Genomic DNA, 20303 nt, shown 5'->3' on the forward strand with positions numbered 1-20303 from the left:
AAATCCCCCAATGGAGGCCAAGATGTTCCTGAAACACACCCCGATCGCCCCCTCTGTCGCCGCGACCCTGCTGCAATCGGCCGAGGCGGCGGCCCGCGCCATTCCGCCCGCCTTCCCGCTGGACGCGACCGTGGCGGTGAACCCGTTCCTCGGCCAGACGCATGAGGATCTGGCCCAGGCCTCGGCCCGGCTGGCCCGGGTGGCCGGGGTCGCCTTGACCCAGCCGCGCGCCGATCTGGCCGCCAGGGTCGCGGCGGAAGAGGTCACCGACGACGACCTTGCCGCCGCGCTGATCGCCTCGCCCTCGCCGGTCAAGCCGCGCGACCTGGCCTGGCTCAAGACCCGGATGGCCACGCCCGCGCTCCAGCCGCAGGCGCTGCCGACGCTGGCGGACCTTGTGGCCAAGGCGACCGGCACCGACTGGCCCGCCGTCATTGACCGCAGCTTCGGCCTTTGGGCGGCAGGCTATTTCGACCGGGGCCAGGCGCTGTGGACCCCCCGGCCCGGCCACAGCGCCTATGCCGCCTGGCGCGAATGGGCGACCCATGACCTGACGCCGGAAATCGCCGGTCTGACCGGCTTTTGCGCCCATGTGGCCACCGCCCCGGACAGCGCCGAGCGCGCGATCCTGCGTGCCGCCGACCGGCTGGGCCTGACGGCCCATGCGGCCGAGACCGCCTTTCACCGGCTTCTGATCGACCTTGGCGGCTGGCCGATGCATGCGCGCTGGCTACTTTGGCAGGTAGAACTGACGGGCGAGACCGACGCCACGCTGACCGACCTTCTGGCGATCCGGCTGGTCTGGGAAGAGGCGCTGCTTGCCCACGCCCCGCAAGTTGCGGCCGACTGGCAGGCCACCGTCACCGCCCATGCCGCGCCCCTCCTGCCAACGCCCGACCAGGCGCTGGACGCGGTCCTGCAAGATGCCGCCGAACGCGCGCATCAGCGGCGGCTGGCCGCGCTGCTGACCGGCCCCGCCGCCCGCTCTGGCCGGCCCGCCCTGCAAGCGGCCTTCTGCATCGACGTCCGCTCCGAAGTCCTGCGCCGCGCGCTGGAGGCGCAGGGCCAGGGCATCGAAACCCTTGGCTTTGCCGGCTTTTTCGGCCTGCCCGTCGCCCACCGGCCCGCAGGGACGGATCAGGCGCAGGCCCATCTCCCCGCGCTGCTGAACCCCGCACTGACCTCGACCAGCCACGGCGACGCGGCGACAGAGGCGGCAACCCGGATCAAGGCCCGCGCCAAACGCGCCTGGGGCCGGTTCCGGCAGGCGGCCGTTTCATCCTTCGCTTTCGTCGAGGCGGCAGGCCCCGCCTATGGCGGCAAGCTGGTGCGTGATGCGCTGGGCCTTGGGGCAGGGGGCATGACGCCCGGTCCGCTGCCGCAGATCGAAGGCGGGCTGACCGCCGAAGCCAAGGCCCAGACCGCCGCCGCCGTCCTGCGCGCGATGAGCCTGACCACCGGCCACGCCCGGCTGGTCCTGCTGATCGGCCATGGCGCGCAGGTGACGAACAACCCGCACGAAAGCGCGTATCACTGCGGCGCCTGCTCGGGCCAGACGGGCGAGGTTTCGTCCCGCCTTCTTGCCGCCCTTCTGAACGATCCCGAAACGCGGGCCGGCCTGCCGGCGCTGGGGCTGACCCTGCCGCCGGACACCCTTTTCGTCGCTGGCCTGCATGACACGGTGACCGACCACGTCACGCTTTACCGCGACACGCCCGCCCCCGACCACTCCGCCGACCTTGTGCAGGCCGAAGTCTGGTTGACCGCCGCCGCCGCCCTCTCGCGGGCCGAGCGCGCGTTGCGCCTGCCCGGCGCGACGGGCGACAGCCTGGCCAGACGCGCGACCGACTGGGCCGAGGTGCGCCCGGAATGGGGCCTTGCCGGCTGCGCCGCCTTCATCGCCGCCCCGCGTGGGGTGACCGCCGGTCGCGACCTGCAAGGCCGGGCCTTCCTGCACAGCTATGACTGGCGGCAAGACCAGGACTTTGCCACGCTGGAACTGATCCTGACCGCCCCGGTCGTCGTCGCCAGTTGGATCAGCCTGCAATACTACGGCTCCTCGGTCGCGCCACAGGTGTTCGGCGGCGGCAACAAGCTGATCCACAACGTCGTCGGCGGCATCGGTGTGGTCGAGGGCAACGGCGGCCGCCTGCGCCCCGGCTTGCCGGTCCAGACCCTGCATGACGGTCAGGCCCCTGCACATGACCCGCTGCGCCTCTCGGTTCTGGTCGAGGCCCCGGCCGAGGCGATGACCGCGATCCTGCGCAAGCATGACGGGGTGCGGCAGTTGTTCGACAATGGCTGGCTGCACCTTCTTGCCTTGGAAAACGGCCAGATCGCCGCGCGCTACCGCCCGGGCCTCGCTTGGGACAGCACCGACCGCTCCGCGCCCTTGGCGGCGTGACAGGCCCGACCCCGGCAGATGCCGCCGGGGTCGCACAGTTTCGGTCAGGGCGCCTTCATCTCGGCATATTCGCCGCCCGTGCGCAGGGTCACGGTGACCGGCGCATCGCTGCGGTTGCGCCAGAACCAGCCGTGATTGCCGGTAAAGGCCGCCACCAGCGCACCCGCCGCTTCCGGCACGGCGCGGCCCTGTTCATAGCTGAGGTTCTGCCCGCCCCCGTCGCCATGCAGGTCAAAGTTCACCACACCGCCATTCGCGCTCCATTCAAAGCGGGCGGTCTGACCTGCCTCCATCGCCAGCTTGACCTCGATCCCCTCGCCGGGGGCGAGCGTATAGCTGACCTCATCGCGCCACTCCGAAACGGCGGCTTCAGGAACGGCGGCTTCAGGAACGGCGGCCTCGGGAGCAGCGGCCTCGGCAACGGCCGCCTCGAACGGATCGGGTGCCACGTTCGCGCCGGGTTCGGCCTCTGGCTCGGCAGCCACCGGCGCTGCGGTGGCCGGTTCCAGCAGACTGGGCGGCGTGCCGATCACGGCCGCGATGGCGGCAAGCTGGGCGTCGATCCGGTCAAGCCGGGCCAGGATCTCGGGCGCGGCGACAACCGTCGGATCAGGGGCGCTTGCGACAGGCGCAGAGACCGCTGCCGCATCCGCCGCGGCCTCGGCGGCAAGCTGCTGCTTGATCTCGCCCATCTCGGTCAGGCCGGTCAGGCGGCCCATCCCGGTGGGGTCGATCCCGTATTCGGCCGGCAGCCAGAACAGGACCAGCACCGCCCCCGCCGCCCCGGCGGCCAGAAGGGTGGACCGGATCAACCCGCCGGGCGTGGCCGGCACGGTCTGAACGGCAGCGCGCGGATCGGCCCGCAACTGGGTGTCGTAACGATTGGTCATGGGTCAGCCCTCCCTCAGGCGACGAAATAGCCGGTGATCTGCAAACCCATCAGGGCAAAGCCAGCCACCATCATCAGGACATTCGCGGCATAGGCCTGCCGCGCGAAGGCCGGCCGTGCCCGCCACTGGACCATCGCCAACAGGATCAGCCCCAGCGCCATCAACTGGCCCAGCTCGACCCCCAGGTTGAACGCGATCAGGTTGCCCAGCAGCCCATCGGCCGAGATCTCGTAGCCCTGGATCTTGGTCGCCAGGCCAAAGCCGTGCAACAGCCCGAAGATCAGTGTCGCGGCCTTGGTATTGGGCTGCACGCCGAACCACAGACGGAAGGCGCCCAGATTGTCCAACGCCTTGTAGACCACTGAAAACGCGATGATCGCGTCGATGACATAGGCGTTGATCGAGATGGACCACCACACGCCCGCGATCATCGTCACCGAATGGCCGACGGCAAAGATGCTGACATAGGTGGCAATGTCCCGGGCGCGGTACAGAAAGAAGATCACCCCGGCCAGGAACAGCAGGTGGTCATAGCCGGTCACCATATGCTTGGCACCAAGGTAGACAAAGGCGATCGGGCGAAAGCCCGTCACCTCTTGCACATAGCCCGCGTCGCCCTCTGTGACGTTGTGGGCCAGGGCCGCGCCGGCGATCAGCAGCGCGGCAAGGCAGGTGGCAAGCGCCGCAAGGGCCTGCCAGGGAACAGGGGGACGCCAAAGCGCCCGCAGGTCTGGTGTCATGTCATGCAATCCTGAAGCGTTGAAATCCGGGGCCACCCGCAGGGGTGGCGGCTCAGATCAGCAGCAGGCGCGGCGGGCGACGGGGGCCGTCGTGGATCGTGCCGTCGGCGGACAGGCCGCCCGGGCGCAGCGACCGCTCGGGCGGCGGGCGATGCTCGGCCCCCGGGGCAAGCAACAGGGCGGCCGCGACATGGTCATGGTCGCCCGCATCGTGATGCTGCTGCGGCAGGTCGTGCTGATGTCCGTGCGCCGCGTGATAGGCGCGATGCTCGGCCTCGACCACCATCGCGCCGGGGCCGTGCTTCGCAGCCTCGACCGCGGGTGCTGCGGCCAGCGACAACGCCAGGACCAGGGTCGCGCACAGCGCCCCGAACCGTTGCCATGCTGCGCCAAGACCCCGCATCGCCTGCCTTCCGGGGAAATCCCCCGCTTGTTCTCTTGCCCCATCCCCCCCGGGGGGATAGCGTCGATATATGTCACCCGACCATACCCATGCAAGCCACCCTGCCATCGCCACCCGGCTGAAACGCGCCGAAGGCCACCTGCGCCGCGTCATCGCGATGATCGAGGAGGGGCGACCCTGCCTTGACCTTGCCACCCAACTCCACGCCGTCGAACGCGCCCTGGCCGAGGCGAAGCGCGCCGTGATCCACGACCACATCGACCACTGCCTGACGGGCGGCGGCGCGCATGACCTGGCCGAGATCAAGGCCCTGACGAAGCTGCTGTAAGATGCTGACCACCCTGCGCCACCCGACCTTCCGCCATCTCTTCGCGGCGCAACTCGTGGCGCTTCTGGGCACCGGGCTGGCCACCGTCGCGCTGGGACTTTTGGCGTGGCAACTGGCGGGACAGGATGCCGGGGCCGTCCTTGGCACCGCACTGGCGATCAAGATGGTGGCCTATGTCACCCTGGCCCCCGTCGCCGCCGCGATTGCCGAGCGTTTGCCGCGCCGGGCCTTCCTGGTGGCACTGGACCTGATCCGCGCCGCCGTCATCGCCTGCCTGCCCTTCGTCGATCAGGTCTGGCAGGTCTACGTCCTGATCTTCGCGCTGCAAGCCGCCTCGGCTGGCTTCACCCCGGCCTTCCAGGCGGTGATCCCGGACGTGCTGAAGGACGAGGCGGAGTATACCAACGCCCTGTCCCTTCTTCGGCTGACCGAGGATCTGGAGCAACTCGCCTCGCCGATCCTGGCTGCGCTTTTGCTGACGGTGGTCAGCTTTCCGACCCTCTTCGTCGGGACGGTCCTCGGTTTCATCGCCTCGGCCCTGCTGGTCGCCACCACCCGCCTGCCGGACCGGGTCCGGGGCGAAGGGGGCCATTTCTGGGCCGACGTGACCAAGGGCATCCGCATCTACACCCGCACTCCCCGCCTGCGCGGCCTGATGGTGATGGAGGCTGCCGTCGCCGCCGCCGGGGCAATGGTCTATGTGAACACGGTCGTTCTGGTGCAGGCCCGGCTTGGCTTGGGCGAGGAAGCCGTGGCCCTGGCCTTCGCGGGCTTCGGCGCAGGCTCGATGCTGGCCGCCTTTCTCTTGCCGCGTATCCTGGACCGGCTGGCCGACCGCCCGGTGATGATCGGCGGCGCGGCGCTGATGGTGGCGGGCGTGGCGGTGGTGCCGCTGGTCGCCAGCCTGGCCACCCTGATCGCGCTTTGGGCCGTGATCGGCTTTGGCTTCTCGCTGACCCAGACGCCCATTGGCCGGATCATCAACCGCTCCGCGCATGAGGCTGACCGGGGCGCCGTCTTTGCCGCGCAATTCGCGCTCAGCCATGCCTGCTGGCTGGTGACCTATCCGCTGGCGGGCTGGATCGGTGCCGGGGCAGGGCTCTCGGCCGCGGCGCTGGTCCTTGCGGCGTTGGGCGCGCTGGGGCTGGGGGCGGTGCTGCGTCTTTGGCCTGCCCGCGACTTGGCCATCCTGCCCCACGCCCACCCGGACCTTCCGCCCGACCACCCGCACCTTGCCGACCACTCCGCCCCGCATGCCCATCCCGTCGTGATCGACGCCCTGCACGCCCGCTGGCCCGAACGCGCCTGACCCGCGTCAAGCCAAAGGCTGCCCGATGCCTTGCGTCAGTTTGGTCGGGGCCACGCCAAACCGCGCCCGGAAGCTTTTGGAAAAGTGCGAGACCGTCGAAAACCCGCAGGCCATCGCCACCTCCATCAGCGTCAGGTCGGTGGTGCTGAGAAGGTTGCGCCCCCGGTCCAGCCGCAGCCCGCGATAGAACTCGCCCGGGGTTTTGCCCACCGCCTCGCGGAACAACCGCTCCAGATGCCGGCGCGAATAGCCGGCAGCGGCGGCAAGCTCGTCCATCGACAAGGGCTCGTCCAGATGGCGGTTCATCAGCGTGACCGTCGCCACCAGCACCGGGTTGCGCGAAGACATCAGCGCCGCCGTCGAGCTGCGCTGCTCGGCGTTCACCCCCGGCATCACGGTGCGCAGGCACATCTCGGACACCATCGCCGCGAAAGCCCCGCCATGATCCTCGGCGATGATCGACAGCATCATGTCGGTCGAGGCCGCCCCGCCGCCACAGGTCAGCACCGGGCCATCCGCCTCGAACCGGTTCACCGAGGGGAGAAGGTTGGGGAAGGTCTCGACAAACCCGGGCTGGTTCTCCCAATGCAGCGTGAAGCGCCGTCCCTCGACCAGCCCCGCCTTGGCCAGCGCCACCGCCCCGGTGCAGATGCCCCCGACGCTGCCGCCAAAACGGTGATGCCGCTGCACCGCCGCCACAACCGCAGGCTCGGCCGCCGCCATCTGCGGATTGCCCGCGCAGACGAACAACCTTGTCGCCTTGTCCTGCGCGGCAATCGGGCCATCGACGCCCACGGGAATCCCCGAAGAACTGACCACCGCCGCCCCGGTTTCCGAGATCAACCGCCAGCGATACAGCGGCTGCTGCGACAGCTGGTTGGCGATCCGCAACGGCTCGACCGCCGAGGCAAAGGCCAAAAGCGTGAACCCCGGCACCAGGATGAATGCATAACTCCGCGTCGGCCCCGGGTCGGGCACCGGAAAGAAAGCGGCCCCTTTCGGAACCAGCGGCTCGGTGGCGGCCATGCGGAACATCCCCAGGAAAGACGCCAACACTCCAACGCCCTTGCCCATCCGCGGTCAAGACATGCGACAGCCCGGCACACGGACGCAGCCCCGCAAGACTGGAGTTTCACTTCACGATCAAGGGGATGGATGGTGCTGCAAGAGAGGATTGAACTCTCGACCTCTCCCTTACCAAGGGAGTGCTCTACCACTGAGCTACTGCAGCGCCGTTGGTGGGCGGGTGATTAGACGCAATCGAAACGGGGCGCAAGGGGGTTTCGGCGGGAATCCCGACGCTCTCTGGACCCACCCGCGCCCTTGCGGTAGAAGCCATCCCCATGCGCAGCCCCTCGGACCCGCCTGACAGCGAAAAGGCCCGGAAACCTGAGCGTCCCGCCAGCCGCGAAGACCGGCTGAAGGCGGCGCTCAAGGCCAATATGGCGCGCCGGAAGGCACAGGCAAAGGCTCGGACCGCCGAAGACGCGGCCGAAGAAACCGAAAGGGACTAGGGCAGATGGATTCGATTCTCGTGCGCGGCAACGGGGCCTTGTCGGGGGCGATCCCGATTGCGGGGGCGAAGAACGCCTGCCTCACGCTGATGCCGGCGACACTTCTGTCGGACGAACCCCTGACGCTGACCAACGCGCCACGCCTTTCCGACATCCGCACCATGACGCAGCTGCTGCAATCGCTCGGTGCAGAAGTGGCCAGTCTGCAAGACGGGCTGGTCTTGGCGCTTTCCAGCCACTCGATCACCAACTTCAAGGCCGACTACGACATCGTCCGCAAGATGCGTGCCTCGATCCTGGTCCTTGGCCCGATGCTTGCCCGCTATGGCGAGGCCACCGTCTCCTTGCCCGGCGGTTGCGCCATCGGCGCGCGGCCCGTGGACCTGCACCTCAAGGCGCTGGAGGCGATGGGGGCGGACCTGGACCTGCGCGACGGCTATGTCCACGCCAAGGCCCCTGGCGGCCGGCTGAAGGGCGCGGTCGTCGAATTCCCCTTCGTCTCGGTCGGGGCCACGGAAAACGCGCTGATGGCCGCCACCCTGGCCAAGGGCACCACCGTCCTGAAGAACGCCGCGCGCGAGCCCGAGATTGTCGACCTCGCCCGCTGCTTGAAGAAGATGGGTGCCAAGATCGAGGGTGAGGGCACCTCGACCATAACCATCGAAGGCACCGACCGGCTGGGCGGCGCGACCCACCAGGTCGTCACCGACCGGATCGAGCTTGGCACCTACATGCTGGTCCCGGCGATCTGCGGCGGCGAGGTGGAATGCATCGGTGGCACCCTCGACCTGGTGCAAAGCTTTGCCGAAAAGCTGGACGCAGCCGGCGTCAGCGTCACCCAGACCAACCGCGGCCTCAAGGTCGCCCGCAAGAACGGGCGCGTGCGCGCGGTGGATGTGATGACCGAACCTTTCCCCGGCTTCCCGACCGACCTGCAGGCGCAGATGATGGCGCTGCTCTGCACGGCTGAAGGCACCTCGGTCCTGGAAGAGAAGATTTTCGAGAACCGCTTCATGCATGCCCCGGAACTGATCCGCATGGGCGCGAAGATCGACGTTCACGGCGGCACCGCCACTGTGACCGGCGTCGAAAAGCTGAAAGGCGCGCCAGTGATGGCGACCGACTTGCGGGCCTCGGTCTCGCTGATCCTGGCCGGGCTGGCCGCCGAGGGCGAAACCGTCGTCAGCCGCGTCTACCACCTGGATCGCGGCTATGAGCGGGTGGAAGAGAAACTGCGCGCCTGTGGGGCGCATATCGAGCGGATTCAGGCATGACCGACGCCCGGTTTCAGGATGGCGGCGAAGCGCCCCTGCGGCTGGTGGCCCAGGATGCCGAGGATCTGAAGGTCATCTCGACCCTGATCCAGGACGCCGTCCTGCCGGTCACGGAGCTGAAATACGACCCCAAGCGCCACCGCTTCGCGCTTCTGCTCAACCGCTTCCGCTGGGAAGACCGGGTGGAGGCCGAACGGGTGGGCCGGGCCTATGAGCGGGTGCGGTCGGTGCTGGTGGTCGAAGATGTGCGCAAGGTGCAAAGCATGGGCTTTGACCGCTCCGATGCGGATCTGGTCCTGTCGGTGCTGGCGATCGAGTTCACACCGGGCGAAGACGGGACGGGCCGCCTGACGCTGACCCTTGCCGGCGACGGCGCCGTCGCGCTGGACGTCGAGGCGCTGGAGGTTCGGCTCGACGACGTGACCCGCCCCTACCGCGCGCCCTCGGGCAAGGTGCCAAGCCACGAGTAAGGCCGGGACCAAATTCCTTCGAAGGAATTTGCAAAAGTTTTCGAAAACTTTTGCCCCCGGACGCCCCGGCTTGAGGCCAAGGCCCCCGCGCGCTATCTGCACCGCGACCGTGACCCCCGGAGGCCCCGATGCCCGTCTTCCTGAACACCGCCGACGCAGGCTTTGACGCCGCCTTCGCCGCCCTTCTGGGCCAGAAGCGCGAAGAGGCCGAGGATGTGGACCAGGCCGTCGCCGCTATCATCGCGGACGTGCGCGCTCGGGGCGACCATGCGGTGATCGACTTGACGGCGCGGTTCGACCGATTGACGCTGACGGCCGAGACCCTCGCCTTCATCCCGGCGGAAATCGCCACCGAGATCGCCAAGGTCTCGGCCGAGGACCGCGCCGCGCTGGAACTGGCGGCGACCCGCATCCGCGCCTACCACGAGCGCCAGAAGCCGCAGGACGAAAGCTGGACCGACCCCGTCGGCGCAACCCTTGGCTGGCGCTGGACGCCCGTCTCGGCGGCGGGGCTCTATGTCCCGGGCGGCACGGCGTCCTATCCGTCCTCCGTCCTGATGAACGCGATCCCCGCAAAGGTCGCCGGGGTCGAGCGTCTGGTGATCGCCTGCCCGACACCGGACGGCCGCGTGAACCCGCTGGTGCTTCTCGCCGCCCAGATCGCCGGGGTTGACGTGATCTACCGCATCGGCGGGGCTCAGGCGGTGGCGGCGCTGGCCTACGGCACCGAAACCATCGCGGCCGTGGACAAGATCACCGGCCCCGGCAACGCCTTCGTCGCCGCCGCCAAACGCCGGGTCTTTGGCCGCGTCGGCATCGACATGATCGCCGGTCCGTCCGAAATCCTCGTCATCGCCGACGCGGACAACGACCCCGACTGGATCGCGCTCGACCTTCTCTCCCAGGCCGAACACGACGAAAGCGCGCAGTCGATCCTGATCACCACCGACGCCGCCTTCGGTCAGGCCGTCGCCGACGCCGTTGCCAAGCGTCTGGAGACCCTGGACCGCCGCGCCATTGCCAGCGCCTCCTGGGCGCAGAACGGCGCGGTGATCGTCACCCGCAGCCTGTCCGAGGCCGCGACCCTGTCCAACCGCGTCGCCCCCGAACACCTGGAGCTTTGCGTCGCCGACCCCGACGCCCTTGCGCAAAAGATCACCCACGCCGGCGCGATCTTCCTGGGCCAGTACACGCCCGAGGCCATAGGCGACTATATCGGCGGCCCGAACCACGTTTTGCCCACCGCCCGCTCCGCCCGCTTTTCCTCGGGCCTTTCCGTCCTCGACTTCATGAAGCGCACCACGCTGGCCAAGATGACGCCCGAGGCGCTAAAGGCCATCGGCCCCGCCGCCGAACGCCTTGCCACCAGCGAAAGCCTGCAAGCCCATGGCCTCTCGGTCCGCGCGCGCCTCGACCGCCTGAACGACTAGCGCACCGACAGCGCACCTTTACCCACGCCGCCCGGACGGGCAGGGTAGGCCACCCGCAGCCGGAGGCCGCCCATGCCCACCCTCTACTACTCGCGCAACCCCAACCCCCGTCTTGCCGCCGCCGTCGCGCGCTACCTTGACGCGCCCGTCACCCTGGAATGGGCCGCCCCCTTCGCCCCCGGCCAGGCCGAACGCTTCCTGCCCCTCAACCCCACCCAGCGCATCCCCATCCTCGTCGAAGACGACAGCCAGCCGCTGTGGGAAGCCGACGCCATCGCCTGCCGGCTGTCCCAACTCGTCAACTCCGACTTCTGGCGCCAGGGCGCGGCCCAGCCCGACATGATCCGCTGGATCAGCTGGGGGAAGGAAAACTTCGTCCGCGCCTGCGACATCGTCAGCTTCGAGACCGGCACCAAACCGCGCTACCAGATCGGCCCCAGCGCCCCCGACGCCATCGCCGAAGGCCACCGCCAGTTCCACGAACATGCCCCGATCCTGGACCGCCACCTGGACCGCCGCGACTGGCTGACCGGCGACACCCCCAGCCACGCCGACTTTCGCATGGCGACCTTCCTGCCCTTCAACGCCACCATGCGCCTGCCGCTCGCCGACTACCCCGCACTGGACGCCTGGAACGCGCGCCTCAATGCCATCCCCGCCTGGGCCGACCCCTTCCAGGGCCTGAACACGCCCGAACTTCCCCCCATCCCCGCTTGACCCGCGCCCCCCCGGCATTGCATCACGGGCGCCAGCCCCCGGGGACCAGACATGAACCGCATCTGCCATATCGAGATCGACGAAAAGGGCCTCGCCCGTCCCACGCCCGAGATCGAACAGGAACGCCGCGTCGCGATTTTCGACCTCTTGGAGGAAAACTCCTTCACCCCCGCCCGCCGCCCCGACCGCGAGATGCCCGAAGGCCCCTACCGGGTTCAGCTTGCCATCCGCGACGGACGCCTGGTTTTCGACATCGCCACCGAAACCGGCGAGAAAGCGGCCGAATTCCACCTGTCGCTTGGCCCCTTCAAGCAGGTGGTGAAGGACTACTTCCAGATCTGCGAAAGCTATTTCGACGCGGTGAAACGCCTGCCCCCCAGCCAGATCGAAGCGATCGACATGGCCCGCCGCGGCATCCACAACGAAGGCGCGTCGATCCTGCGCGAACGGCTGGAGGGCAAGGCCGAGGTCGACACGGACACCGCGCGCCGGCTTTTCACCCTGATCTGCGTCCTGCACTGGGGTTAAGCTTGGGCGACTTCCCGCAATCCGTCCTCTTCTGCTGCGACCACAATGCCGTGCGGTCGCCGATGGCCGAGGGGCTGATGAAACGGCTCTACGGCCAGCGCGCCTATGTGCAGTCCGCCGGCGTGAAGAACGACATGGAGGTGGACGGCTTTTCCGTGGCCGTCTGCCAGGAACTGGGGATCGAGCTGTCGCGCCACCGCAGCCGCAGCTTCGACGAGATGCAGGATTGGGGCGACGACCTCAGCCAGTTCGACCTGATCATCGCGCTTTCCCCGGCCAGTCAGCGCATGGCGCTGGAACTCACGCGGTTCCACCACCTTGACATCGAATACTGGCCGATTCTGGACCCGACGGGCCTCGGCGAAACGCGCGAGGCAAAGCTGGCGGCCTACCGGCAGGCGCGGGATCAGATCAAGACCCGCATGCTGGAACGGTTTGGCCCGCCCACCGAAACCGGCTGACTGAAACCGACTGACCCCACGCAACGCAGGGGCGTAAGGTGGGCGATATCGCCCACCCTACGCCGCCGCCAAGGCCACCTTCGCCGCCAGGATTTCCGGCAGCGCCCCCTCGATCCAGCCGACCAACGCAACGACATGCGCCGCCGCCTCGCGCCCCAGTGGCGTCAATTCATACTCCACATGCGGCGGCACCACCGGATGCGCGGTGCGCAGGACGAATCCGTCCGCCTCCAGCTCTTTCAGCGTCTGGCTCAGCATCCGTTCGCTGACCCCGCCAACCTTGCGCCGCAGCTCGGCAAAACGGTGCGGGCCGGTCGCCAGGGCCACCATCACCAGCGTGCCCCAGCGGTTGGTCAGGTGGCTAAGGATTGCCCTCGACGGACAATCCGCCGCCAGCACGTTGCCCAACTGCCAGCCGTCCAGCAGGCCCTGTGCATCCCGTTCCATCATTCTGTGCGGCCTTTCTGGATACTTACAAATTTGTGCGTACTTCCTTTTCGTAAGTAATGCCGTATCTCTTCCCCTGTCAACAAGGAGAGACCCATGACCATCGCCATCACCGGAGCCACCGGCCAGCTTGGCCGCCTTGCCATTACCGACCTGAAGGCGCGTGGCGCCAACCCCGTCGCGCTGGTCCGCGACCCGGCCAAGGCCGCCGATCTGGGCGTCGAGGCCCGCGCCTTCGACTATACCGCCGCCGACCCGGCCGCCCTGACGGGGGTGAAGACGCTGGTCCTCATCTCTTCCAACGACTTCAACGACCGCATTGGCCAGCACCGCAACGTGATCGCCGCCGCAAAGGCCGCCGGGGTCGGGCGGATCATCTACACCTCGATCCTGAAGGGCGACCGGAACCCGATGATCCTCGCGCAGGACCACATCGCGACCGAGGCCGCGCTGCGTGCCTCTGGCCTGCCTGCGACGATCCTGCGCAACGGCTGGTATACCGAGAACTACACTGGCGCGCTGGGCGCTGCGATCCAGCATGGCGCGATGATCGGCGCGGCGGGCGAGGGGCAGGTGAACTCGGCCGCCCGCAAGGACTATGCCCAGGCGATTGCCGTGGTGGCGCTTGACGATGCCCACTCCGGCAAGACCTATGAACTGGCTGGCGACAGCGCCCATACCGGCGCCGACTTCGCCGCCGCCGTCGCCAAGGCTGCCGGCAAGCCCGTGGCCTATGCTTCGATGCCCGAAGCCGCCTATGCCGAGGCGTTGATCGGTTTCGGCCTGCCCGAAGGCTTTGCCCGCATCCTTGCCGACAGCGACGCCCGCGCGGGCGAGGGGGCGCTTGCCGACGACAGCCGCACCCTCTCGCGCCTGATCGGCCGGCCGACGACGCCCATCGCCGAGACGATCGCTGCGGCTCTCTGACCTCGGGCAGTCTGGCGCGCCCGTTTCCCTGCGGCGAGGTGCGGCAAGGGGCACGGAAAAAAGGTTGCAACTTCCCTGACCGAAAAACCTAAACATCTGACGTCCCAGTTCGAAGGCTTTGCCCGCATCCTTGCCAACAGCGACGCCCGCGCGGGCGAGGGGGCGCTTGCCGACGACAGCCGCACCCTCTCGCGCCTGATCGACCGGCCGACGACGCCCATCGCCGGGAAGATCGCGGCAGCCCTCTGACGTCGGGCAGTCTGGCGCGCCCCTTCTGCCCCCACATGGGGACGGAAGGGGCCGATCCAGAAGATTGATATTTCCTTAATGAAAAATCGGAACTACATGAATCATATAGGAAATCCCAATCTGTCCACCGTGGACAAGCCCGCCCTGTCGCTTTCGATCTCCGACCCGCCGCGCCCGGCTTGGAAACCCAGCCCCGGCCCGCTAGTCTCATCCAGCCCCGCCCCGGAAGGAGACCCCATGCCCCGCGCCGACACCCTCGCTCTCATCACCCGCTACTACGCCGCCTTCAACGCCGGCGATGCCGAGGGGATGCTCGCCTGCCTGACCGACGACATCGAACACCGGGTGAACGAGGGCGGCCACCGGATCGGCAAGGACCGCTTCCGCGAATTCTGCGGCCACATGGGGGTCAGCTACCGCGAGCAGTTGCAGGACCTTGTGATCTTCGCGACCGACGAAGGCAGCCGGGGGGCGGCGGAATTCGTGGTCCACGGCCAGTACCTGCAGACCGACCCCGGCCTGCCCGAGGCGAGGGGCCAGACCTACATCCTTCCCGCCGGCGGGTTCTTCGAGATCCGCGACGGCCTGATCAGCCGGATCACCACCTTCTACAACCTCAACGACTGGATCCGGCAGGTCTCGGCATGAACATCGACGAGATCGAGGTCCGCGCCCTGCACGGCACCGAGCTGGAGGCCGCGCTGGACGAAGTGGCCCGGCTTCGGATCACCGTCTTCCGGGACTGGCCCTACCTTTACGACGGCACCCTCGACTATGAACGGCAGTATCTGGACACCTACCGGGACAACCCCGGCGCGCTGCTGGTGGGGGCCTTCCATGAGGGTCGGCTGATCGGCGCCTCCACCTCCACCCCGATGGAGGACCACGCCCCCGAATTCGCCGCCCCCTTCCGCGACCTTGGCATCCCCCCGGAGCAGATCCTCTACGGGGCCGAATCCGTCCTCTTGCGTCCCTACCGGGGCATCGGTCTTGGCCACCGCTTCATCGACCTGCGCGAGGCCCATGCCCGCGATCTTGGGCGCAGCCACGTCGCCTTCTGCTCGGTCATCCGTCCCGACGACCACCCCGCCCGGCCCGCCGTCCACCGGACGAACGACGCCTTCTGGCGGGGGCGGGGATACGAGACCCTGCCGGGCGTGATGGCCCGGTTCAGCTGGAAGGACCTGGGCGATGCCGAGGAGACGGAAAAGCCGCTGCAGTTCTGGATGCGGGCCCTCTGAGGGGCCGTGAGCCGCAATCTGTCCACGGTGGACAGAACTTGAAAGCCACGTCTTTTCAAATGGTTGATCGTGGGCGTTAACGGTTTGTCAACGGTCTCTGGACCGGTCGGATCGGCGCCTTTCTGACCAAAGCTGAACCTGCCGTCCGGCGTAACGCCATCTTAACCGATGCTGCGCAAGGCTGGCCGCATGTCCGCCTATCTTCGCCCCAAGGTGCCCGGCGCATCGCTGTTTCTGACCCTCTCCCTGGCCGACCGGGGGGCAACGACGCTGGTGGAGGAGGTCGAGGCGCTGCGCGCCGCAGTGCGCCAGACCCTTGCCGAACGTCCGTTCCGCATCGACGCCTGGGTCGTGATGCCCGACCACATGCACTGCGTCTGGACCCTGCCAGAGGGCGATGCGGCCTATTCCCTTCGGGTGGGTGCCATCAAGGCGCGCTTCACGCGGGCCTTGACCGGCGCGCAGGCACGGACGGTTATTGGGGCGGGGCGGGCGGAGGGTGGGCCGCAACCCAAGCTTACGATCAACGGAGGGCATCGCAGCACGTCGAAACTGCGCAAGGGCGATGGCCGGGTCTGGCAGCGCCGGTTCTGGGAGCATCACATCCGCGGCCCCGAGGACTTTGCCAGCTGCCTGCGGTACTGCTGGGCCGATCCCGTCACCCATGGGCTGGTCGAGCATCCGCGCGACTGGCCGTTTTCGTCCTGGCATCGGGATGTCGGACAAGTGCTGGTGCCCGCGTAAGGTGGGGTTCAACCCCACCCTACGAAAGAAGGCAGACCGCAGATCGGGTTCAGTCAGGTCCAGGTGGCTGGCGGGATCTGGCGACCTCGCCTTTGCAAGCCGTGCTGGTGGAGAAGCCAGGAGACTGGTCGTCTTCGTCCCGGCATCTGATTGTCAGTCTGTCGCTGGGTCCAGCGTAAGGTGGGGTTCAACCCCACCTTACGACGGAAGGCAGGCGCTGGGACGCTGCAGCGGGCAGCGCCATGACGGGCGGCAGCGTGCAGCAAAGGCTCGTATGGGGGAAGTCTGACGCGGGGGACTAGCCCAAGCTGCGGGTCAAAGGTATCTCGTGATCGGTGGCGGGCTGCGCAGTTCCCCAGCGGTCCGTTCGCCTGCGGGGTTCACCAAACCCGGCGACAGGGTGCGTCTGCTCCTGCCGAAGTCGCATCGCCCGGCATGAGGAAACCTGCGTAGGGTGGGGTTCAACCCCACCCCAGGATGAAGAATTACACCAGTCCTGCAGCGGCCAATCCCCGCCTTCCCGGAGAATCCGCTTGAAACCCGGCGCTTTCGGGGGCATATCGCCCCCCGGAAGCCTGCGGTCCCCCGCGGGCCAGTCTGCAATGGAGAGACCATGGCCAAGGAAGACATTCTCGAATTCCCCGGTGTCGTCAAGGAACTCTTGCCCAATGCGACATTCAGGGTCGAACTCGAGAACGGCCATGAACTGATCGCGGTGATGGCAGGAAAGATGCGCAAGAACCGCATCCGCGTGCTGGCCGGTGACAAGGTGCAAGTCGAGATGACGCCCTACGACCTGTCCAAGGGCCGCATCAACTATCGCTTCAAGTAAATTGCGGTTCATTCTGGGATCGGGCAGCCCGCGCCGCAAGGAATTGCTGGTGCAGCTTGGGATCGTGCCCGACCTGATCCTGCCCCCCGACATCGATGAGGACCCCCGCAAGGGAGAGCTTCCGCGCCCCTATGCCATGCGGCTGGCGCAGGAAAAGGCCCTGGCCGTGCCTGCGGGACCAGAGGATGTGGTCTTGTGCGCGGATACGACCGTTGCGCTGGGCCGGCGCATCCTGGGCAAGCCCGAGGATGCCGGCGAGGCCGCCGCGTTCCTGACCGCATTGGGTGGGCGCCGGCACCAGGTCATCACGGCGGTGGCCGTGCGCCGGGGCGACCGGCTGATCGCGCGCGAGTCGGTCAGTGCCGTCAAGATGAAGCGGCTGTCGGATGCCGAGTTGAACGCCTATCTGGCCAGCGGCGACTGGCAGGGCAAGGCCGGGGGCTACGGCATTCAGGGGCTGGCGGGGGCCTTCATCCCGTGGATTTCCGGATCCTTTACCGGCATCATGGGTTTGCCGGTGGCCGAGACGGCGGCGCTTCTGACCGCTGTCGGCTATCAGGTCTGGAGGCAGGAATGAAGGGTCGGGTTCTGGTCCTGGACGAGTTGGACGGCCGGCAGGCCGCTGCGCTGATCGTGGACGGGCGGGTGGAAGAGCTGGCGATCGACCCTGCCGGCGACGAGGCGCTGCCGGGCGCGATCTACCGGGCGGTCGCGGACCGGCCGGTGAAGGGGCAGGGCGGCATCTTCGTCAAGCTGCCGCAGGGGTCGGGCTTTCTGCGCCAGATCTCGGGCGTGGCGCCGGGCCAGCGCCTGCTGGTGCAGGTCACCGGCCCGGCCGAGCCGGGCAAGGCCGTGCCGGTCACCACGCGTTTGTTGTTCAAGTCGCGCTTTGCCATCGTCACGCCGGATGCGCCGGGCCTGAACATCAGCCGCCGGATCAAGGACGAGGGGTTGCGGGCCGAGCTTTCGGCCCTGGCCGAGGCCGGGATGGCAGGGGCAGAGGCGCGGTTGGGGCTGATCCTGCGCTCGAGCTGCGAAGAGGCCGAGCCGGACGCGGTTGCCGAGGACGTGGCTGCGATGCGCGGCCTGGCCGAGGCGGTGCTGGCGGACCTGACCGGCGGGCCTGAGCTTCTGGTCGACGGGCCTTCGGCGCATGACCTGGCGTTCCGCGACTGGCTGGACCCGGCCGTCGACGAGGCCGACACCGAGGCGGGCAGTTTCGACCGCCATGGCGTGCGCGAGGCGCTGGATGCGCTCTGCGATCCCCGTGTCGCGCTGGAGGGTGGCGCCAGCGCGGTGATCGAGCCGACGCGGGCGCTGGTCGCCGTTGACGTGAACACCGGGCCCGACACGTCTCCGGCCGCCAGCCTGAAGGCGAATATCGCCGCCGCGCGCGAGTTGCCGCGCCAGTTGCGGCTGCGGGGCCTGGGCGGGCAGGTGGTGGTGGACTTTGCGCCTATGCCGAAGCGGGATCGGGCGATCCTGGATCAGGTGCTGAAATCCGCCTTCAAGGCCGAGGGCGAGACCAACCTTGCCGGCTGGACCACGCTGGGCCTGTACGAGCTGACCCGCAAGCGCGACCGCCTGCCATTGTCAGAGCTGCTGGCATGAGCTGCCCGATCTGCGCCAAGCCAACGGCAGCGGATTACCGTCCGTTCTGTTCGCGCCGCTGTGCGGATATCGACCTGGGCCGCTGGCTGACGGAAAGCTACCGCATCCCCGCCCCGACCGAGGAGGAAGAGCCCGAGGATGACCCGCCGCCAAAGGCACACTAGGCGGCGTTTTCCCTCTGGACAGCCCCCCGCGCCTTGGGTATCACCCGCCCACCAAAGCGTGCCCAGATAGCTCAGTTGGTAGAGCAGCGGATTGAAAATCCGCGTGTCGCTGGTTCGATTCCGGCTCTGGGCACCACAATACCACCTCACGATTTCCACCGAACAAGTACTTGGCCGGGTGGCTCGGTATTGGAAACTCTTGTCAGCCGTTTGGAGTTCGTCCCCCAAGGGGCGAAGTCCTTCAGGCGATCCACCCTGTCCCGGGTCGGTCGCCATTGGCTGGACGGCTGCTTGACACCCTTCTTCGTGACCCCTAATGACGCCACCCCTGCGGGCCACAAGGAACACGAGCATGGCGCAAAGAGCACCGGGCCTTGGGGTCGATTTCGGCACGTCAAATACGGCGGCCGGACTTATGGTCGACGGGCGGCCGCGGCTTATCCAGTTTGCGCCGGGCCGGACCACGATGCCCACGACCTTCTTCTTTGACTATGACACGCGCAGGATGCTGATCGGCGAACCGGCAAACCAGGCGCTGCTTGACGGGGTCGAAGGGCGCTTCATGCGGGCCCTCAAGCGCGTGCTGGGCACCAGCCTGATGCATGAGCGCCGGCAGATCCTGAACGAGCGGGTGACATTCGTCGACATCATCTCGCGCTTTCTGGCCGAGGTGAAGGCCCGGGCCGAGGCCGAGGCTGGCATGGTCTTTGACCGCGTCCTTTCGGGACGGCCGGTGGTGTTCCACGGCGTCGGCGATCCCCGCGAAGCGGCGGCCGAGGCGGAACTGCGCGCCTGCTACCTTGCGGCGGGTTTCCATGAGGTGGATTTCATGCCCGAGCCGCAGGCTGCCGCCATCGCCAGCGGTGCGCTGGAGCAAGCGGGATCGGTCGGCCTGATCGTTGATGTGGGCGGCGGAACCTCGGACTTCTCGCTGTTCCGGTCGGGTCGCGATGGGGTCACCATCCTGGCCAATCACGGTGTCCGCATCGGCGGGACGGATTTCGACCGTTCGATCAGCATCGACCAGGTGATGCCGCATCTGGGCAAGGGAACCGAGCTGCGCAAGATCATGGGGCCTGGCAGCACGCCCACGCCGAACGGCATTTTCAATGACCTGGCGACCTGGGAGATGATTTCGTTCCTCTACACGCCGCAGAACCGCCGGCTGGCTGCCGAGATGGTGCGGCTGGCGCATCAGCCGGAAAGGCTGTCCCGCCTGGCGAAGGTGCTGGACGAGGAGTTGGGACATGATCTGGCCTTTGCGGTGGAGGGTGGCAAGATCGCTGCCAACGGCGGTGCGGATCAGGCTGCCATCCTGCTGGACGAGATCGAACCCGGCCTGTCCGTTCCCCTTTCGGCCGAGACGCTGGGCGCAAGCCTTGCCCATCATGCCGAAGCCCTGGCCGAGGGGGCACGCGAGACCTTGCGGATCGCGGGTCTGGATGTCGGGTCTGTCGAGAAAGTGGTCTATGTCGGTGGCTCCAGCCTGATGGCGATGGTCTCGCGGACGATGAAGGACCAGTTCCCGAAGGCGGCCCACTCGTTCAGCGAGGTCTTCACGGCTGTTGCGGACGGTCTTGCCATCGCTGCGCACGACCATGGGGCGTGAGGGCCGCTTTG

General features: G+C 67.9%; 24 protein-coding genes and 2 tRNA genes. 20 read left to right on the forward strand and 6 right to left on the reverse strand.

Annotated elements, in window-relative coordinates; translation table 11 throughout:
- Nucleotides 1–22 precede the first annotated feature (22 nt).
- A complete protein-coding gene (locus CXR42_RS14295; RefSeq protein WP_103258301.1) occupies nt 23–2404 on the forward strand; it encodes a YbcC family protein in 2382 nt (793 codons plus the stop codon).
- Nucleotides 2405–2448: 44 nt separating this feature from the next.
- Here the strand turns inward: CXR42_RS14295 and CXR42_RS14300 are convergent, their stop codons facing one another.
- Genes CXR42_RS14300 through CXR42_RS14310 form a run of 3 tightly spaced genes read right to left on the reverse strand, consistent with a single transcriptional unit; the run spans nt 2449 to nt 4437 of the window.
- Nucleotides 2449–3294, reverse strand: a complete 846-nt coding sequence (locus tag CXR42_RS14300) for a hypothetical protein (RefSeq protein WP_103258216.1) — start codon at nt 3292–3294, stop codon at nt 2449–2451.
- Between the two features lie 14 nt (nt 3295–3308).
- Nucleotides 3309–4034, reverse strand: a complete 726-nt coding sequence (locus tag CXR42_RS14305; RefSeq protein WP_103258217.1) for a HupE/UreJ family protein — start codon at nt 4032–4034, stop codon at nt 3309–3311.
- Between the two features lie 52 nt (nt 4035–4086).
- Nucleotides 4087–4437, reverse strand: coding sequence for a hypothetical protein (locus CXR42_RS14310; protein WP_103258218.1), 351 nt, complete (start codon nt 4435–4437; stop codon nt 4087–4089).
- Nucleotides 4438–4507: 70 nt separating this feature from the next.
- Between CXR42_RS14310 and CXR42_RS14315 the strand changes: the two genes are divergently transcribed.
- Together CXR42_RS14315 and CXR42_RS14320 are read left to right on the forward strand one after the other, a co-directional pair.
- Nucleotides 4508–4765 (forward strand): metal-sensing transcriptional repressor, encoded by a 258-nt coding sequence (locus CXR42_RS14315; RefSeq protein ID WP_103258219.1) that lies wholly within the window; start codon nt 4508–4510, stop codon nt 4763–4765.
- Nucleotide 4766: 1 nt separating this feature from the next.
- Nucleotides 4767–6074, forward strand: a complete 1308-nt coding sequence (locus CXR42_RS14320; protein ID WP_103258220.1) for an MFS transporter — start codon at nt 4767–4769, stop codon at nt 6072–6074.
- Nucleotides 6075–6080: 6 nt separating this feature from the next.
- Here CXR42_RS14320 and CXR42_RS14325 read toward each other — a convergent pair whose 3' ends face one another.
- Both CXR42_RS14325 and CXR42_RS14330 read right to left on the reverse strand, forming a co-directional pair.
- Entirely contained in the window at nt 6081–7100 is a 1020-nt protein-coding gene (locus tag CXR42_RS14325; protein WP_103258302.1) for a GlxA family transcriptional regulator, read from the reverse strand.
- A gap of 130 nt (nt 7101–7230) precedes the next feature.
- Nucleotides 7231–7305, reverse strand: a tRNA-Thr gene (locus tag CXR42_RS14330).
- Between the two features lie 112 nt (nt 7306–7417).
- Between CXR42_RS14330 and CXR42_RS19605 the strand changes: the two genes are divergently transcribed.
- The 7 genes from CXR42_RS19605 to CXR42_RS14360 all read left to right on the forward strand — a co-directional run bounded on the left by CXR42_RS19605 (nt 7418) and on the right by CXR42_RS14360 (nt 12468).
- Nucleotides 7418–7588 carry a hypothetical protein gene (locus tag CXR42_RS19605; RefSeq protein WP_180996070.1) on the forward strand — a complete coding sequence of 57 codons (171 nt, stop codon included), beginning with the start codon at nt 7418–7420 and terminating at the stop codon, nt 7586–7588.
- Nucleotides 7589–7593: 5 nt separating this feature from the next.
- Nucleotides 7594–8862: a UDP-N-acetylglucosamine 1-carboxyvinyltransferase gene (gene murA, locus CXR42_RS14335; RefSeq protein ID WP_103258221.1), complete on the forward strand. Its 1269-nt coding sequence runs from the start codon at nt 7594–7596 to the stop codon at nt 8860–8862.
- Complete coding sequence (locus tag CXR42_RS14340) at nt 8859–9332, forward strand: DUF2948 family protein (protein WP_103258222.1); 474 nt, start codon at nt 8859–8861, stop codon at nt 9330–9332. Before murA ends, CXR42_RS14340 begins: the two co-directional genes overlap by 4 nt.
- A gap of 128 nt (nt 9333–9460) precedes the next feature.
- Nucleotides 9461–10762 carry a histidinol dehydrogenase gene (gene hisD / locus CXR42_RS14345; protein WP_103258223.1) on the forward strand — a complete coding sequence of 434 codons (1302 nt, stop codon included), beginning with the start codon at nt 9461–9463 and terminating at the stop codon, nt 10760–10762.
- Between the two features lie 72 nt (nt 10763–10834).
- Entirely contained in the window at nt 10835–11479 is a 645-nt protein-coding gene (locus CXR42_RS14350; protein WP_103258224.1) for a glutathione S-transferase family protein, read from the forward strand.
- A gap of 51 nt (nt 11480–11530) precedes the next feature.
- Nucleotides 11531–12007, forward strand: coding sequence for a UPF0262 family protein (locus CXR42_RS14355; protein WP_103258225.1), 477 nt, complete (start codon nt 11531–11533; stop codon nt 12005–12007).
- A gap of 2 nt (nt 12008–12009) precedes the next feature.
- A complete protein-coding gene (locus CXR42_RS14360) occupies nt 12010–12468 on the forward strand; it encodes an arsenate-mycothiol transferase ArsC (RefSeq protein WP_103258226.1) in 459 nt (152 codons plus the stop codon).
- 57 nt (nt 12469–12525) lie between these two features.
- Here the strand turns inward: CXR42_RS14360 and CXR42_RS14365 are convergent, their stop codons facing one another.
- A complete protein-coding gene (locus tag CXR42_RS14365; protein WP_103258227.1) occupies nt 12526–12918 on the reverse strand; it encodes a winged helix-turn-helix transcriptional regulator in 393 nt (130 codons plus the stop codon).
- A gap of 93 nt (nt 12919–13011) precedes the next feature.
- Here CXR42_RS14365 and CXR42_RS14370 point away from each other — a divergent pair, with 93 nt between their 5' ends.
- From CXR42_RS14370 to CXR42_RS14420, 10 genes are all read left to right on the forward strand, one after another.
- Nucleotides 13012–13842, forward strand: a complete 831-nt coding sequence (locus tag CXR42_RS14370; RefSeq protein ID WP_103258228.1) for an SDR family oxidoreductase — start codon at nt 13012–13014, stop codon at nt 13840–13842.
- A gap of 486 nt (nt 13843–14328) precedes the next feature.
- Nucleotides 14329–14739: a ketosteroid isomerase-related protein gene (locus CXR42_RS14380; RefSeq protein ID WP_103258229.1), complete on the forward strand. Its 411-nt coding sequence runs from the start codon at nt 14329–14331 to the stop codon at nt 14737–14739.
- Entirely contained in the window at nt 14736–15332 is a 597-nt protein-coding gene (locus CXR42_RS14385; RefSeq protein WP_103258230.1) for a GNAT family N-acetyltransferase, read from the forward strand. Before CXR42_RS14380 ends, CXR42_RS14385 begins: the two co-directional genes overlap by 4 nt.
- Nucleotides 15333–15521: 189 nt before the next feature.
- A complete protein-coding gene (locus CXR42_RS14390; RefSeq protein ID WP_103258303.1) occupies nt 15522–16076 on the forward strand; it encodes an REP-associated tyrosine transposase in 555 nt (184 codons plus the stop codon).
- Nucleotides 16077–16689: 613 nt separating this feature from the next.
- Nucleotides 16690–16908: a translation initiation factor IF-1 gene (gene infA, locus CXR42_RS14395; protein WP_050523081.1), complete on the forward strand. Its 219-nt coding sequence runs from the start codon at nt 16690–16692 to the stop codon at nt 16906–16908.
- A gap of 1 nt (nt 16909) precedes the next feature.
- A complete protein-coding gene (locus CXR42_RS14400) occupies nt 16910–17485 on the forward strand; it encodes a Maf family protein (protein WP_103258231.1) in 576 nt (191 codons plus the stop codon).
- Nucleotides 17482–18519: a ribonuclease E/G gene (locus tag CXR42_RS14405; RefSeq protein ID WP_103258232.1), complete on the forward strand. Its 1038-nt coding sequence runs from the start codon at nt 17482–17484 to the stop codon at nt 18517–18519. Before CXR42_RS14400 ends, CXR42_RS14405 begins: the two co-directional genes overlap by 4 nt.
- Nucleotides 18516–18683 carry a DNA gyrase inhibitor YacG gene (locus tag CXR42_RS14410; protein ID WP_103258233.1) on the forward strand — a complete coding sequence of 56 codons (168 nt, stop codon included), beginning with the start codon at nt 18516–18518 and terminating at the stop codon, nt 18681–18683. Before CXR42_RS14405 ends, CXR42_RS14410 begins: the two co-directional genes overlap by 4 nt.
- A gap of 60 nt (nt 18684–18743) precedes the next feature.
- Nucleotides 18744–18819 (forward strand) — tRNA-Phe (locus CXR42_RS14415).
- A 216-nt stretch (nt 18820–19035) separates the two neighbouring features.
- Nucleotides 19036–20292: an Hsp70 family protein gene (locus tag CXR42_RS14420; RefSeq protein ID WP_103258234.1), complete on the forward strand. Its 1257-nt coding sequence runs from the start codon at nt 19036–19038 to the stop codon at nt 20290–20292.
- Nucleotides 20293–20303: the final 11 nt, after the last annotated feature.

This window comes from Tabrizicola aquatica (genome assembly GCF_002900975.1).
Taxonomy (GTDB): Bacteria; Pseudomonadota; Alphaproteobacteria; order Rhodobacterales; family Rhodobacteraceae; genus Tabrizicola; species Tabrizicola aquatica.